The sequence below is a fragment of the Acidimicrobiia bacterium genome, from assembly GCA_036396535.1.
Taxonomy (GTDB): Bacteria; Actinomycetota; Acidimicrobiia; order Spongiisociales; family UBA5794; genus DASWKR01.
In genome coordinates this window covers 129,193-143,574 of record DASWKR010000030.1, presented here as the reverse complement: position 1 = coordinate 143,574, position 14,382 = coordinate 129,193, and the positions used below count along the sequence as shown (strand labels likewise).

Here is a 14,382-nt window from a genome sequence, read left to right as displayed (position 1 = left end):
TCAGGTCAGCTCGGCGGCCTTGTCGGGCGTCATCAACTCGTAGATCTCGATCCACGTGTCCGTCGTCAGGTCCCGCAGCTTGGCGCCCAGCTCACTGACGCCCGGGACCGGCTCGAGGTCACCCCGGTACGGCGACTCGAGGGTCTCCGTCGTCCACTCCATGTACATCCGGTTGCGTTTCCCCGGCATCGTGGTGGTGTTGAAGTAGACCCTGACGTCGGAGCGGCGTCCTGCCCTCACGTAGAGGTCGCCGATCTCCTTGGCGATCGTCGCCGCCAGCCTTCCCTCGCGCGGCTTGATCTTCCACACTCGCTTGACGACGTACACGGAATCTCCCCTCGGCGGCTCGCTCAGGCCGTCACTTGTGGCGCCACACGATTCGACCCTTCGTCGGGTCGTACACCGAGACCTCGAGCTCGACCTTGTCGCCGGGGATGATGCGTATGAGCCTTCCCCTGCGCATCTTCCCGGATGCGCGGGCCGTCACCTCGTGTCCCGAGTCGAGCTTCACCCGAAACGTCGCGTTTCGCAGAGTCTCGACCACCGTGCCTTGGGCGCGAAATACGTCGTCAGTTGTAGCCATGTCTCCCTTGAGGGTCGGAGGACTGTGCCGCGGCGCCGTGCACGCATCACGACGGCTGCGGACGGCTGCACGATAGTTGATCGACGGTCCTCGTAGGGCGATCGCAGTCGACTCGCGGGAAGCCGCTACCGTCGCCGCGCATGTCCGTTCCCGGAAACTTCACGTGGGGCGTGTCCACCTCGGCCTACCAGATCGAGGGCGGGCGCAACGAAGGCGGCAAGGGCGAGTCGATCTGGGACCGCTTCGCAGACGAGGGGAGGATCCCCGAATCAGGCGATGTCGCATGCGACCACTACCACCGCTGGCGAGACGACATCGCGCTCATGGCCGACCTCGGGGTGACCGGGTACCGCTTCTCGATCGCATGGACCCGGATCCTCCCCGCAGGAGCGAGCGAGGTGAGCAATGATGGCCTCGACTTCTACCAGCGCCTGGTCGACGCGTTGCTGGACAACGGGATCGAGCCGTGGCCGACGCTGTACCACTGGGACCTACCGGCGGTCCTCCAGGACCGCGGCGGATGGCCTGCGAGAGACACGGCCGAGGCGTTCGCAGGCTACGCCGCGGTCGTGGGCGAGGCGCTGGGTGACAGGGTGCGGACGTGGATCACGCACAACGAGCCGTGGGTCGCCACGTTCCTGGGGCACCTCGAGGGTGTCTTCGCCCCCGGGATCCGGGACTGGGGAGCCGCTCTGGCGGCGGGCCACCACATCCTGCTCTCGCACGGCCTCGCCACGCAGGCCCTCCGCTCGACGGTGCCGCACGCCTCGATCGGCATTGCCATCGACTGCAGGCCGTCGTACCCGGCGAGCGACTCAGAGGCCGATCGGACGGCGCAGCGGCACTTCGACGGGTTCCGCAACCGCTGGTTCTTCGACCCGGTGTTCGGGTTGGGGTATCCGGAGGACATCGTCGCGACATACCGCGACAGAGGCCGGTTCGTCGGCGAGTTGCCCTTCGTCGTCGAAGGCGACATGGAGACGATCGCTCAGCCGATCGACTTCCTCGGGCTCAACTACTACACGAGCATCGGCATCTCGGCTCCCGACGACGAGTCGGAGGACTCGGGCGTGCCTCCGGGTCCGAATCCTCCTCCCGGTCACACCGAGATGGGATGGGCGATCACTCCGTCGGCTCTGACCGATTACCTGTCGCACCTCGACACCGTGTACTCGCCCCCGGCGATCGTCATCACCGAGAACGGTGCCAGCTATTCGGACGGCCCCGACGAGCACGGCGTCGTCGACGACGAGCGGCGCTCCGAGTACCTGCGACTTCACATCGCAGCCGTCGAGTCCGCCGCCGGGCTCGGTGTTCCGGTCACCGGCTACTTCGTGTGGAGTCTCCTCGACAACCTCGAGTGGGCCCTCGGCTACAGCCAGCGCTTCGGCATCGTCTGGGTCGATCACTCCACCCTGGAGCGCACCCCGAAAGCGAGCTTCCGCTGGTACCGCGACCTCATCGCCGACCGAACCGTCTGAACCGTCAAGCCGGCCGGGCGGTGGGGTGGGCGCCGGTTGCCCCGACCGTTGGGCCCCCTCGACTCGGTCCCGGCGGGACGCTCGTCGATCCTCCGGCTCAACGCCGGTGGCCGTCACTCGTCTTGCTCGGCCTCTCCCAGCCACTCTCGTTCGTAGTTTCCTGCGGCGTTCCATATGAGCCAGCCGAGCCCGCGTGCCTCGGCGGCGTCCACTGCCTCGCGAATCTGGGCGTCGGTCCACCAGAAGCCCTGGATCCAAGGGCGGAGGACGGTGCCCGGTGCCAGCCGCGGGCCGCCCGTGTCGAGGGCCTCGCCGGTCACCTCCGCCGGGTGCTCGTTGGGGTCGGCGAATCCGAGCCAGCCGTCCGAGTAGTGACTCGGGTAGATCATCGGGCTGACCGCGTCGAGCACGGTCGACAGCTCCTCCGGCTTCTGGCCGATTCCTTGTTCGTCCGGCGCCGACATGACGATGGAGAAGAGGTCGGCCGACAAGGCGCACCCGGCGGCGTGGACTCGCTCCCGGGCGGCGGCCAGGAAGGCCCGGATGGCGGCGACCCGCTCCTCACCCGTCGTTGGGTGGTCACGCTTGGCGATCTTGGCGGACTCTCCCGATGGGAAGCGGAGGTAATCGAACTGGATCTCGTCGAAACCGAGGGCGCACGCCTCCTCTGCGAGCTGGATGGGGTACTCGTAGTTCCTCTTCCTGAGGGGGTTCATCCAGATGCCGGCGATCTTGTCCTCGGGCCTCGCTCTCGACCACACCTCGTCCTCGAACGTCACTATGCGGGTGATCGTGTAGAGCCCGGCGTCCTTCGCTCGGGCGACTAACTCCTTCGGATCGTAGAGGTCGCGAATCGACCCGATCTCGTGGGCGAACCCCACGTCAGACTCATACAGCACGTACCCGGTCTCGTCCTTCGTGTCGAAGACGAGCGTGTTGACTGCGGTGCCGTCGATGAGGTCGAGCAGCGCGTCGAACTCGTCCCGGCTGGCGGCGGTGGTTCGCACGACCCGGACCGCCTTGACGATGCGCTGCTCGAGCACGACGTCGAGCTCAACGGTGCCGTTCCACTCGACCTCTTCCGGCATCCAGCCGTGCCGCGAGATCGTGACCGGCCCGGCCGGCACGCCGGCCAGGGAGAACGAGCCGTCCCAGATCGTCGTCGCCGACTTGCCTCCGGCGGTCACGACGGTGTCGATGAGCGGCCAGCCGCCTCCTCGCACCTCGCCGGTCAACGTGTAGGTCGGCACTGTCGTCGTGGTCGTCGGCGGAAGGGTGGTGGTCGTCGTGGTCGTCGGGGGAATGGTCGTTTGGGACGTGGTCGACGCCTCGGGCGGGAGGGTCACCGCCTCGCCTGGGGCGCAAGCGACGCCGACCAGCAGCAAGAGCATCGGGAAGAGGCGACGAGGAGGCACACGGAAAGCGTAAACCACGGCCCCGACTCTGCCCGTCAGCGCTTCACGAGACGGATCTTCTCCTGGACGTAGTCCCAGTCTGTGAGCTGCGATCCGTCGAAGCCGCGGTCGTCGGCGATGTCGAGCAGCATCGCAGTCGGGAAGTAGAAGTCCTCGTCGAGCTTCGAGGACATCCGACCGTCCGTGTGGTGGTACGTGAAGTCGAAGAAGCCGCCCGGCTCGAGGATGCGGCGGACCGACTCGATGTACGACTTCACGACGTCGATCGGGGTGTGCGTGAACACGCTGTGGGCGTGCGCCGCGTGATGGGAGGCGTCGGGCAGGAAATCCAGGTTGGTGCCGTCGACCACGAAGATCCGCGGCCAGCGTTCCTGGAGTTGGCGCTCGGCGATCGTCTCGTATGCGGCGAGCAGGATCTCGGGCGAGATGTCGACCCCGGTGTAGTTGCCGGGATCGAGGTACTCGATGAGCCGCCAGCCTGCCCTGAGGTTGCCGCACCCGATCTCGAGCAGCCGGTGGTGCCTTTCCAGGCCGTGAGACGTGAGGAACTGGAACTGCTTCTGGCCGAGTGCCAGCCACTGTTGCGGGTCCGCCGTTCCGACTGCTCCCTTCGCCGTCTTCCTGCGTACGTCGTCGGCCATCACGGCTCGATAGAACTCCGGATGACTCGCGGTGCGCTTCCTGATCCGCCTGTTCCTCAGTGAGCGCCTCACATAGGACACCGCGACCCTTGGGCGAGCGATCGCCCGGCGTAGCCGGCGGGGCGTCGTGCTTGGATCGGTCACGGAGCAATGCTGCCATGCCTCCTTGCGATGTGCGCTGGAATGAAGCGCCCTCCCGGGGCGCTGCAAGACGGCGACGCCGATGGAAAGGGAGTCTGCAAATGGCGATCGACGCCCTACCGTCTCTGCCGAGCGACCTGGAACCCACGAGAGCCTCGCTGCACGCCTACGCCAGGGCGGTCGGAGCGCTGCCCCGCGTCCACGCCAATCCGCATCCGTTGTGGTGGCACACGGGACTGGCCCTGGGCCCGACCGGGCTCACGACGGCGCAGATGGCTCTTCCCGGTGGCGGGTTCGCCGCGGCGAGGATCGACTTCACCAGCGACGACGTCGTCCTGGCGACCTCCACAGGCGAGGCGGGGAGGTGGTCGATGCGCCGAGGGATGACGGGCACCGAGATGGCAGAGGCGATCCTCGCCTCCGCGGCCGATCTCGGCCTCGAAGGCGACTACGACAGGGAGAGGTTCACGAACGACGGCCCGAGGGCGTACGACCCAGAAGTGGCCGCCGCAAGCTTCACGACGCTGCTCGGTGTGCGGGACGTGTTCGAGCGACACCTGGCGGAGCTGCCGGGCGCAGTCTCCCCGATCCATCTCTGGCCACACGGATTCGACCTGGCGTTCGACTGGATCGGGACGAGGACGGTTCGCTCGGATGCCGGGGCCGACGATTCCGCGCACCCGGCCACCTTGAATCTCGGGTTCTATCCGGAGGGTCGGGCCTACTTCTACTCGAACCCGTGGCCCTTCGAGTCGGCCCTCGGGGAAGTGGCGCTGCCGTCCGGAGCGGATTGGCACCGCGACGGCTGGGAGGGGTCGATCCTGTACTTCGACCAGGTCGCCGGGCGGCCGGGAGGTGCCGCCGACGTCCTTGCGTACGCCAGAGCGGTCTTCGAGGCGGCGGCACCCACCCTGACGGCCTGACGGCGAGGCGCCGCCTTCCGCTCTTGCGTCCCGCCGTCGCACATGTGCGACGCAGGGACGCAAGAACGGGGAAGAGGGAGCTCCGGTATCCTCCCCGGACAGCGACGGGAGGAGCCTCATGGGGCGGGCGGTCACGAAGGACGAGCTCGCCGGGTTGGCCGGCACCGACCTCGGGCATTCCGACTGGCTCGCGATCGACCAGGGCATGATCGACCGCTTCGCCGACGTGACCGGAGACCACCAGTACATCCACGTCGACCCGGCGCGCGCCGCCCTGACCCCGTTCGGATCGACGATCGCCCACGGATTCCTGACGACGTCCCTCCTCGTGCCGCTGATCGACGACATCGGGCTCGACGTCGAGGGAGCGGTGATGGGCGTCAACTACGGCTTCGACAAGCTGCGGTTCATCGCGCCCGTGAAGGTCGGCAAGCGCATCAGGCTGGCGGCCACGGTCAAGAATGTCGCCGAGCGCGACCCGGGGCGGGTCGTGGTCACGTACGGCTGCACGATCGAGATAGAGGGAGAGGATCGACCGGCTCTCGCGGCCGACTGGCTGACGATGATCGTCACGGCGTGAGAGCGATCGTTTGCAGGGAGCTCGGTCCGCCGGACCTCCTCATGCTCGAAGATCTGCCTGACCCGGAGCCCGGACCGGGGCAGGTGCTCGTCGACGTACGCGCCGCCGGCATCAACTTTCCCGACCTGCTCATGATCCAAGGCCTCTACCAAGAGAAGCTCGACCCGCCGTTCGTGCCCGGCGGCGAGGCTGCCGGCGTCGTCTCGGCGGTCGGCGACGGGGTCACCGAGTTCGCGCCGGGCGATCCGGTGATGCTCACCACGGCCTCGGACGGGACGTCGATGAGCGGGGCGTTTGCCGAGAAGGCGGTGGCAGGCGTCCACCAACTTCTCGCGATGCCCCGCTCGATGTCGTTCGAGCAGGGGGCAGGATTCGTCATCGCCTACGGAACCGCGTACTACGCGCTGAAGCAGCGGGCGGGGTTGCAGCCGGGCGAGACCCTCCTCGTGCTCGGCGCGGCCGGAGGCGTCGGCGCGGCCGCCGTCGAGATCGGCAAGGCGATGGGCGCCAGGGTCGTCGCGGCCGCCAGCACGATCGAGAAGCTCGAATTCGCACGGCAAGTCGGCGCAGACGAGACCGTCGACTACACGAAAGACGACCTGCGCGATCGCGTCAAGGAGCTCACGGGAGGTCATGGCGCAGATGTCGTCTTCGATCCGGTCGGTGGCTCGCTCGCCGAGCAGGCACTTCGAGCGACGGCATGGGACGGCAAGCTCCTCGTCATCGGATTCGCCGCCGGGGAGATCCCGCGCATCCCGCTGAACCTCGCTCTGCTGAAGGGCGCCTCGATCGTCGGCGTCTATTGGGGGGCGTGGGTCGGCCGGGAGCCGGACCGGTCTCGGCAGAACTTCGCGGAGCTCTTCACGATGGTCGACTCGGGCCGGCTGTCGCCGCGGGTGACGGACGTCTACCCGCTCGAGGACTTCAGGGAGGCACTGGGGACCATCGAGGCGCGCCGCGCCAGGGGGAAAGTCGTGTTGCAGATGTCGACAGCAGGAACATCTCGTGTCAGCCACTAATTTGTGTCCCGTCGACGACCAGGCAGAGGATCGAGCGTGAGCAACACACCGAAGCGCAAGGGCAGCACGCCCACGACCACCCAGAAGCGGCGAACCCAGCTGCCGACCGTCGAGACGGCGCGTCGACCCAATCCGTGGCCGAAGCGGCTGGCATACCTCGGTGGGCTCGGACTCGTGCTCGTCATCCTCGGGGGCGTGTTCCTCGGCGGGGGCGACGAGGACCTCCCGGACGGCCCGCCCGCAGGCGTGCAGGAGCTTGCGGTAGGGACGGGCGAGCACGTCGAAGGCGAGATCCCGTACGACGACGCCGTTCCTGCAGGCGGACCGCACAACCCCGTTTGGCTCAACTGCGGCTTCTACGACTCGGAGGTGCCCGCCGAGAACGCCGTCCACGCACTCGAGCACGGGGCGGTGTGGATCACCTACCGCGACGATGTGGCGCAAGCCGACGTCGACGCCCTGCGGAGCCTGACGCGCAACCGGCCGCAACTCATCGTCAGCCTCGTTCCCGGACTCGACACCGAGCTGAGGGCGACGGCGTGGGGCGTCAACCTGAAGCTCGACGCCTACGACGACGTCACTCTGCGCCAGTTCATCCGGTACTACACGGACCGAACCGCTCCCGAGCCGGCCGCCAACTGCCAGGGCGGGGTCGGCAACCCGGCGTAGCCCACTACTCGGCCGGCCCGGTGCTCACGTCCAGTCGAGCACGACCTTGCCGGCTTCGCCCGAGGAGGCCACGGCGAACGCCTCCTCGTAGTGGTCGGCCGGGAACTCGTGCGTGATGACGGGGAGGATGTCGAGGCCGGTCTGCAGCATGGCGATCATCTTGTACCAGGTCTCGAACATCTTCCGCCCGTAGATGCCCTTGAGGGTGAGCCCCTTGAAGATGATGCTGTTCCAGTCGATGGCGTGCTGCTCGGTCGGGATGCCGAGAAGAGCGACGTTTCCGCCGTTGTTCATGACGTCGAGCATCTGACGCAGGGCGGGCCCGGCCCCGGACATCTCGAGGCCGACGTCGAAGCCCTCCGCCATCCCCAGATCCGACATGACCGCCGAGACTTCGTCGGTCCGGACGTCGACGACACGGTCGGCTCCCATCGAGGCCACGATCCCGAGCCGGTATGGGTTGACGTCCGTGACGACGACGAACCTGGCGCCGACGTGCCTGGCGACGGCGACGGACATCATCCCGATCGGCCCTGCTCCCGTGACGAGCACGTCTTCGCCGACCAGGTCGTATTCGAGGGTGGTGTGCACCGCGTTCCCGAGTGGGTCGAGCACACTGCCGATCGTGTCGGGGATGTCGTCCGGGAGGGGATAGGCGTTCGTCGCCGGGATCGACACGAGCTCGGCGAATGCCCCCGGCCGGTTGACGCCCACACCCACGGTGTTGCGGCAGAAATGCCGTCTCCCTGCTCGGCAGTTTCGGCATACGCCGCACACGATGTGTCCCTCGCCCGCGACGCGTTGGCCTACCGCGAGACGCTCGACCTCGGTCCCGAAGCGAACGATCTCCCCCACGAACTCGTGGCCGATCGCCATTGGCACCGGGACGGTGCGCTGCGCCCACGGGTCCCAAGCCACGATGTGCAGGTCGGTTCCGCAGATCGAGCTCTTGGACACCCGGATCAGCACGTCGTTCGGGCCGACGGCCGGCTCGGGTACGTCCTCCATCCAGATGCCGGGCTCGGGTTTCGCCTTGACGAGCGCCCGCATCAGGCAACGACTCCCAGGTCGCGGCCCACGTCGACGAATGCTGCGATCGCCGCGTCGAGGTGCTCCGCGGTGTGCGCCGCCGACATCTGCGTCCTGATCCTCGCCTGCCCTTCGGGTACGACCGGGAATGAGAACCCGACGGCATAGATTCCCCGGTCGAGCAGCCGCGACGCCATCTCGGTCGCCAGCACCGCGTCGCCGAGCATGACCGGGATGATCGGATGCCCAGCCCCCGCCAGTTCGAAGCCGGCGGCTCCCATGGCGGCGCGGAAGTACGCCGAGTTGTCCGCCAGGCGCTTTCGCAATTCGGGCCGGTCGCGCACGATGTCGAGCGCCACGACCGAGGTCGCCGCGATCACCGGGGCGAGCGAGTTGGAGAAGAGGTACGGCCGGGAGCGCTGCCGCAACCAGGCGACGATCTCGCGCCTGCCCGACGTGTATCCGCCGGAAGCTCCGCCGAGCGCCTTCCCGAGCGTCCCGGTGACGAGGTCGACGCGATCGGTGAGCCCGTAGAGGTCGGGCGTGCCGCCTCCGTTCGGGCCGATCAACCCCACGGCGTGCGAGTCGTCCACCATCACGAGAGCGTCGTGCTCCTCGGCGAGGTCGCAGATCGCCGGCAGGTCGGCGAGTTTCCCGTCCATCGAAAACACCCCGTCCGTGGCGACGAGGCGATACCTGGCGTCCGCCGCCTCTGCCAGCTTCGCCTCGAGATCTCGCATGTCGTCGCTGGCGTATCGGAGGCGACGGGCCTTGCACAGCCGGATGCCGTCGATGATCGAGGCGTGGTTGAGCGCATCCGAGATGATTGCGTCCTGCTCGTCGAGGATCGTCTCGAACAGTCCCGTGTTGGCGTCGAAGCACGACGAGTACAGGATCGTGTCCTCGGTGCGCAGCAGCTCGCTGATGCGCCGCTCGAGCGCCTTGTGCACGGTGTGCGTGCCGCTGATGAATCGAACGCTCGCCATGCCGTATCCATGTTCGGCGATCTCGTCTTGGGCGGCCCGCTCGAGAGTTGGATCGTCCGCCAAGCCGAGATAGTTGTTGGCGCACAAGTTGATCACGGTCGAGCCGTCCTCGAGCTGGATGACGGCCCGCTGCGGCGAGGCGATCACCCGCTCCTCCTTGAAGAGCCCCCGGTCGCGAAGAGCGTCGGTCTCGGCAGCGAGGTGATCGAGCAACGACCGGGTCATGAATCCGATTCTATGGATCGGACCCAGCGGCAGCCGACCTCAGGCCTCCGGCTGCTCGTCGACTCGCTTCTCGCGGCCGCCGATTCCGGCGACCGATGCGAGCGCAAGGAGGATGCCGAGCACCAGGGCAGGCACGAGGTGGGTCCGTAGGGTCGCAGCGCTCGACGTGATCGTCGCCATGAGCTGCGTGATCGGGCCCGGGTGGTCGACCGGGCCGGTGGCCGGTCCGGCGAGCATGTGAGGCATCTCGCCCTCGACGGGGTTGGTGACGACCTCGTCACCCCCGCCGGGGTCGCCGGGATCGCCAGGTGGCTGGCTGGGAGGTGGGGCGGCGGTAGTCGTGGTCGTGTCCGCGGGCGGTTCCGTCGTCGTGCTCTCCGGCGCCTGGGTCGTCGTCGAGGCGGCGGGCGGTTTGGTGGTCGTCGTGACCAGCGGCTCCGTGGTCGTCGTCTCGTGTGGTGTCGTCGTGGTGGTGGTCTCCTGGGGCGGCTTGGTCGTCGTCGTGACCGGCGGCCTCGTGGTGGTCGTACTCGCGATGGTGGTAGTGGTGGTCGTACTCGCGATGGTGGTGGTGGTCGTTCTCGCGATGGTCGTCGTGGTGACGTTGCCGTCGCCTTCGGCCTGGATCTCGACATTGTCGATCGCCCAATAGCCGTCGACAGTCCCGCTCGCGAGGAACTTGATCACCGTGTCCTCGCCGAGGTACTCATCGATGTCGTACATGAGGTGGAGCGCCGTGCCGTCGGTGGGTGGCATGTTGAAGGTGGCCAACGTGGACCAGGACATGCCCCCATCACCTGAGATCTTGGCGTACAGGGTCCCGCGGCGCGGGTCGAACAGCGAGTCGACATCTTCTTCTTCGTCTTCGTCGTCGTCGTCGTCGAGGATGTACCGCCTGAGGTCGAAGCAGAGCTTGCCGTGGTCCATCCCGCCCAAGTCGATCGGGCGGTAGACCCCGAAACCGTCGACGACCGTCTCCGGCCCGCCGATCTTGAGGCAGTATGTGTCCCAGCAGGGGGAGTCCGACCACACTCCGACGCTGCCGTTGCCAGGACCGTTCGACTCGCCGAGCTCCTCCCAGTTCGGGCCCCACGAGTCGGGACCGTCGCTGCCGGAGTACCCCTGCGAGTCGAAGTCGTCCTTCACCCAGATCGTCTCGGTCGTGAGCGACGACGCCGAAGCGAAGGCGGCCGCCGTGGTCAGCCACGCCAAGGTGAGGACGACCGAGACTGCGAGTCTCTCAGGCCTCATCGAACGAGACCACCAATTCTCGGGCGGCGGGCCGGTTGGCGCTGGCGACGAGCCGCTCCGTGTCGTATGGATCGGCCGGCCCGCTCGTGGCGGGCGCGTCACGCTCGGCGTGTGTCCCGGTCCGGAACGCCTCGACGTGGGTTGGCACGGCGTCCGGAGGCGCAGCAGGGAGGCGCACGGTGAATCGTGACCACCCGTGGTCTCGAGCGAACTCGACCCTGCCCCCCATCATCTCGGTGAGGGTCCTGACGACCGCCAGGCCGAGGCCGACGCTGCCGTAGAGCAGGGTCTCGTGGCCGTCATGGACGAACCGCTGGAACATCCTCTTCTCGGCCGCCTCGTCGATGCCGTCGCCGTTGTCCGACACGGTGATCGACACCAACCCGGAACCGTCGCCGTCGTCGACGCTGATCTCGATGCGCGGCCCGCCGTGGCGCAGGGCGTTCGATGTGAGATTGCGAAGGATCTGACGCACCCTGCTCGGGTCCGCCCAGGCGATCGCCCCCCTGCCGTACACCGTGGCGTTGGTGCCCGACCGGCGCATGCGGGTGGCGACTGCTTCGCCGACGCCGGCGAGGTCGGTCGCCTCCGGAGCGATCGCAAGCGCTCCGGCGTCGATCCTTGCCGCCGTGAGCAGGTCGTCGACCATCCGCTGCAGCTCGGCGGAGTCCTTGTTGATGACGCCCACCAGCTCGGCGACCTCCTCATGGCTCGGCTCCTCGCTGTCGAGCAGGTATTCGCTGAACCCGAAGATCGAGGTCAACGGGGTGCGCAGTTCGTGTGACAGGCCTGCGATCAGCTCGTCTTTCGCCTTGTTCAGCTGGCGCTCACCGTCGAGGCGCAGGTCCATCTCCCGCTTGCGCCGCTTGTACTGCCTGCGGACGATCACCTGGTGGAGCACGATCGCTGCAGAAGGGATGAGCAACGTGACGAGGAGCTGGGTGGCGCGCCCGGTGCGGCCGGCCGCCGACTCCGCTTCCTTGACCTCAGCGGCGAATCGGGCCTGGCCCTCCTCGAGCGCCTCGACGGTCGTGGCGTAGAGCGGCTCGAAGGCGGCCTCGAGCTCGTCGGCCGCCTTCCGCAGGTCGCCGACCCCTATCGATGCCAGAACCGTCTCGGCCGATGACCTCAGGGCTGCCACCCTGTCCTGCGCCGACTCGAGCTCCACAGGAGCGGATGTGATCCATCTGTCCAGGGCGGCGATCGATGTGGTCGCCTCGTCGATGGCGGTGCCTTTCGCCCGGTTGGATGCGACGCCGAGATCGTTGTCGACGGCGAAGACGAGCGCCTGGTTGAGCGACGCCCTCGCTATCGCCACCGAGCCGGCCGCCGAGTTCGCCCAGTGGAGCCGCTCGGAGTTCCGGGCGACGAGGCTGGCGGCATTGGCGTTCGAGAACGCCAGCGCCAAAGAGAAGAGCACCACCGCGATGGCGGCCGCCACGGCGACTGCGGCCAAGGTCCGGCCCAAGTGGGCGGTCCGGCCCACTTTCGAGGTCTCACCGACGGTCATCCAGAGGTTTTCGGCGCGGCGCCGAGCGGCGATGAACGCCATTGGCGCGGCGCCCGGACGGACTAGTCAGACGATTCGGCGGTCGCTCGCCCAGCGTGCCAGCTCGTGTCGTGACGAGAGCTGCAGCTTGCGGAGTACCGACGAGACGTGGCTCTCGACGGTCTTCACCGATATGGAGAGCCTCCGGGCGACTTGCTTGTATGCGTACCCGCGGGCGATCTGCCGCAACACCTCCTGTTCACGGGGCGTGAGGAGATCCAGCTCCGGATCGAGCGGTCGGGGGATGGCCGAACCGAAGGCGTCGAGCACGAAGCCCGCCAAGCGGGGCGAGAACACCGCGTCGCCGGCCGCGACCCGCGCAACGGCATCGACCAGGTCGGCAGGGGCGATCGACTTGGTGACGTAGCCTCGGGCTCCCGCCCTGATCATCGCGATGACGTCCTCGGGCGCATCGGAGACCGAGAGCGCCAGGAACCGGACGCCCGGGTTGCTTTCCATGACATTCCTGACAATGGCGTGCCCGCCGCCACCCGGCATGTGGACGTCCACGAGCACCACGTCGGGCGCCTGCGTCCGGATGCCGTCGATTGCGGCGTCGACGTCGCTCGCCGACCCGACGACGTCGAACTGTGATCCGAGTTCCGTCTTGACGCCGGTGAGGAACAGCTCGTGGTCGTCTGCGATGAAGATGCGAGTCATGGGTGTACCTCCAGGGGCATGTGGAGGTGGATCTCGGCTCCTTCCCCCGCCGCGCTGCTCACGGTCGCCGATCCGCCGTGGCGCTTCATCCTCGCCACGATCGACTCGGTGAGGCCCCTGCGATCCTTGGGAACTGCTGCCGGATCGAAGCCTCTTCCCTGGTCGGTGACGAAGACGTCGATGCCGGACGGGAGTACCTCGGCGAAGAGTGAGATCCTCTGGGCGCCCGAGTGGCGGGCAGCGTTGTTGGCCGCCTCCGTTGCGGCGTGGATCACCGCCCGCAGCCCGCCGGTGAGCGGGGTGTCGCCGACGACGACGACCTCCACCGGCAGGTCGTAGAGACCCTCGACCCTGGCGGCGGCGTCCTCCAAAGCAGCTCGGAACCCGTCCGGCCCCGATTGTGGCCCCCCGTACAGCCAGCTCCGCAGCTCACGTTCCTGGGCTCTTGCCAGCGTGACCATCCTCTTGGCGTCGTCCGATCGCTGGATGAGGGCGAGAGTCTGCAAGACACTGTCGTGAAGGTGGGCGGAGATCTCGGCCCTCTCCTGACTGCGGATTCGCTCGCGCCTTTCGTCCGTCAGCTCGCCGGCCATCCGCCACAGCCAGGGGCCGAACAGGAGCAGGGTGCCGCCTGCGGTTGCTGAGACGGCGATCACAACCGGTGTGGCATCTGAGAGGGCTTCGACCGATGCGAAGAAGCCGACGATGCCCCCGACGAGCAGGAACAGCCCGACGACGACCCTGCTGCGCGTCGGAGCCGACGAGAAACCGCCCCTCGCTCTCGAGCCGGGCGCCGAGCGGGCCCACACCGAGGCCGTCCCGAAGGCGATGAGCGCCACGGACAGCGTGACCGCATCGTCGAACCAGACCCCGACGCCGCGAAGCAGCAGCAGCAGACCGAGGAACATGAGGCCGAGCGCCATCTTCTTGCGAGGAGAGGCAGCCGCGGAAACCGCCTCGGAGGTCGTGCCGACCGTCGCCGCCCAGCCGAGCAGGTACACGAACAGCCCGGCCCCGCCGGCCGCGGCCAACACGGCGAAGGCGGCGCGCACCCAGCTCGACCCGATCCCGAGGGCCGCTGCGATGCCGCCGGCGAGCCCTGCGAACATCCTGTCGTCGTGGCTGCGGTACAGGGGCAGTCGAGGTCCGTCTCGGAACCAGCGGGTTGCCCGGTCGATCGTCGCCGGTGGGTCGCCAAGCATCGCTCCGATGTTGTCACAGGCCCAGCAG

Annotated in this window: 15 protein-coding genes; 5 read left to right on the top strand and 10 right to left on the bottom strand. The window is 67.9% G+C overall.

The features are described 5' to 3' along the window. A complete protein-coding gene (locus VGC47_05450) occupies positions 1-327 on the bottom strand; it encodes a hypothetical protein (protein HEX9854740.1) in 327 nt (108 codons plus the stop codon). Between the two features lie 31 nt (positions 328-358). Next, positions 359-583, bottom strand: a complete 225-nt coding sequence (infA, locus tag VGC47_05445) for a translation initiation factor IF-1 (protein ID HEX9854739.1) — start codon at positions 581-583, stop codon at positions 359-361. Positions 584-723: 140 nt separating this feature from the next. Between infA and VGC47_05440 the strand changes: the two genes are divergently transcribed. After that, entirely contained in the window at positions 724-2,064 is a 1,341-nt protein-coding gene (locus tag VGC47_05440) for a GH1 family beta-glucosidase (GenBank protein HEX9854738.1), read from the top strand. 113 nt (positions 2,065-2,177) lie between these two features. Here the strand turns inward: VGC47_05440 and VGC47_05435 are convergent, their stop codons facing one another. Then, on the bottom strand, positions 2,178-3,479 hold the full coding sequence (locus VGC47_05435; GenBank protein ID HEX9854737.1) for a putative glycoside hydrolase: 1,302 nt from the start codon (positions 3,477-3,479) through the stop codon (positions 2,178-2,180). A 35-nt stretch (positions 3,480-3,514) separates the two neighbouring features. Further along, positions 3,515-4,120, bottom strand: coding sequence for a class I SAM-dependent methyltransferase (locus VGC47_05430; protein ID HEX9854736.1), 606 nt, complete (start codon positions 4,118-4,120; stop codon positions 3,515-3,517). A 242-nt stretch (positions 4,121-4,362) separates the two neighbouring features. Between VGC47_05430 and VGC47_05425 the strand changes: the two genes are divergently transcribed. The 4 genes from VGC47_05425 (at position 4,363) to VGC47_05410 (ending at position 7,452) form a co-directional block, all read left to right on the top strand. After that, a complete protein-coding gene (locus VGC47_05425; protein ID HEX9854735.1) occupies positions 4,363-5,184 on the top strand; it encodes a DUF5996 family protein in 822 nt (273 codons plus the stop codon). 118 nt (positions 5,185-5,302) lie between these two features. Next, positions 5,303-5,764 carry a MaoC family dehydratase gene (locus VGC47_05420; protein HEX9854734.1) on the top strand — a complete coding sequence of 154 codons (462 nt, stop codon included), beginning with the start codon at positions 5,303-5,305 and terminating at the stop codon, positions 5,762-5,764. Then, positions 5,761-6,783 carry an NADPH:quinone oxidoreductase family protein gene (locus VGC47_05415; protein ID HEX9854733.1) on the top strand — a complete coding sequence of 341 codons (1,023 nt, stop codon included), beginning with the start codon at positions 5,761-5,763 and terminating at the stop codon, positions 6,781-6,783. The genes VGC47_05420 and VGC47_05415 overlap by 4 nt, the downstream gene beginning before the upstream one ends. A gap of 36 nt (positions 6,784-6,819) precedes the next feature. After that, positions 6,820-7,452, top strand: coding sequence for a DUF3105 domain-containing protein (locus tag VGC47_05410; GenBank protein HEX9854732.1), 633 nt, complete (start codon positions 6,820-6,822; stop codon positions 7,450-7,452). Between the two features lie 24 nt (positions 7,453-7,476). On the opposite strand, the gene tdh is transcribed toward VGC47_05410, so the two are convergent. From tdh to VGC47_05380, 6 genes are all read right to left on the bottom strand, one after another. Next, positions 7,477-8,502 (bottom strand): L-threonine 3-dehydrogenase, encoded by a 1,026-nt coding sequence (tdh, locus tag VGC47_05405; GenBank protein ID HEX9854731.1) that lies wholly within the window; start codon positions 8,500-8,502, stop codon positions 7,477-7,479. Beyond that, entirely contained in the window at positions 8,502-9,692 is a 1,191-nt protein-coding gene (locus VGC47_05400) for a glycine C-acetyltransferase (protein HEX9854730.1), read from the bottom strand. Before VGC47_05400 ends, tdh begins: the two co-directional genes overlap by 1 nt. A 39-nt stretch (positions 9,693-9,731) precedes the next feature. Next, on the bottom strand, positions 9,732-10,943 hold the full coding sequence (locus VGC47_05395; GenBank protein ID HEX9854729.1) for a hypothetical protein: 1,212 nt from the start codon (positions 10,941-10,943) through the stop codon (positions 9,732-9,734). Next, entirely contained in the window at positions 10,933-12,411 is a 1,479-nt protein-coding gene (locus VGC47_05390) for a HAMP domain-containing sensor histidine kinase (GenBank protein ID HEX9854728.1), read from the bottom strand. Before VGC47_05390 ends, VGC47_05395 begins: the two co-directional genes overlap by 11 nt. Before the next feature lie 108 nt (positions 12,412-12,519). Continuing rightward, the gene (locus VGC47_05385; protein ID HEX9854727.1) at positions 12,520-13,152 is read right to left on the bottom strand and encodes a response regulator transcription factor; all 633 of its coding nucleotides are present in this window, start codon (positions 13,150-13,152) and stop codon (positions 12,520-12,522) included. Then, entirely contained in the window at positions 13,149-14,354 is a 1,206-nt protein-coding gene (locus tag VGC47_05380; GenBank protein ID HEX9854726.1) for a PspC domain-containing protein, read from the bottom strand. The genes VGC47_05385 and VGC47_05380 overlap by 4 nt, the downstream gene beginning before the upstream one ends. Positions 14,355-14,382 lie beyond the last annotated feature (28 nt).

Excerpts from the sequence above, each read along its gene's own strand:
- infA (HEX9854739.1), bottom strand. The coding sequence starts at position 583 with ATGGCTACAACTGACGACGTATTTCGCGCCCAAGGCACGGTGGTCGAG.
- VGC47_05400 (HEX9854730.1), bottom strand. The coding sequence starts at position 9,692 with ATGACCCGGTCGTTGCTCGATCACCTCGCTGCCGAGACCGACGCTCTT.
- VGC47_05440 (HEX9854738.1), top strand. The coding sequence starts at position 724 with ATGTCCGTTCCCGGAAACTTCACGTGGGGCGTGTCCACCTCGGCCTAC.
- VGC47_05420 (HEX9854734.1), top strand. The coding sequence starts at position 5,303 with ATGGGGCGGGCGGTCACGAAGGACGAGCTCGCCGGGTTGGCCGGCACC.
- VGC47_05380 (HEX9854726.1), bottom strand. The coding sequence starts at position 14,354 with ATGCTTGGCGACCCACCGGCGACGATCGACCGGGCAACCCGCTGGTTC.
- VGC47_05430 (HEX9854736.1), bottom strand. The coding sequence starts at position 4,120 with ATGGCCGACGACGTACGCAGGAAGACGGCGAAGGGAGCAGTCGGAACG.
- VGC47_05385 (HEX9854727.1), bottom strand. The coding sequence starts at position 13,152 with ATGACTCGCATCTTCATCGCAGACGACCACGAGCTGTTCCTCACCGGC.
- VGC47_05395 (HEX9854729.1), bottom strand. The coding sequence starts at position 10,943 with ATGAGGCCTGAGAGACTCGCAGTCTCGGTCGTCCTCACCTTGGCGTGG.
- tdh (HEX9854731.1), bottom strand. The coding sequence starts at position 8,502 with ATGCGGGCGCTCGTCAAGGCGAAACCCGAGCCCGGCATCTGGATGGAG.
- VGC47_05425 (HEX9854735.1), top strand. The coding sequence starts at position 4,363 with ATGGCGATCGACGCCCTACCGTCTCTGCCGAGCGACCTGGAACCCACG.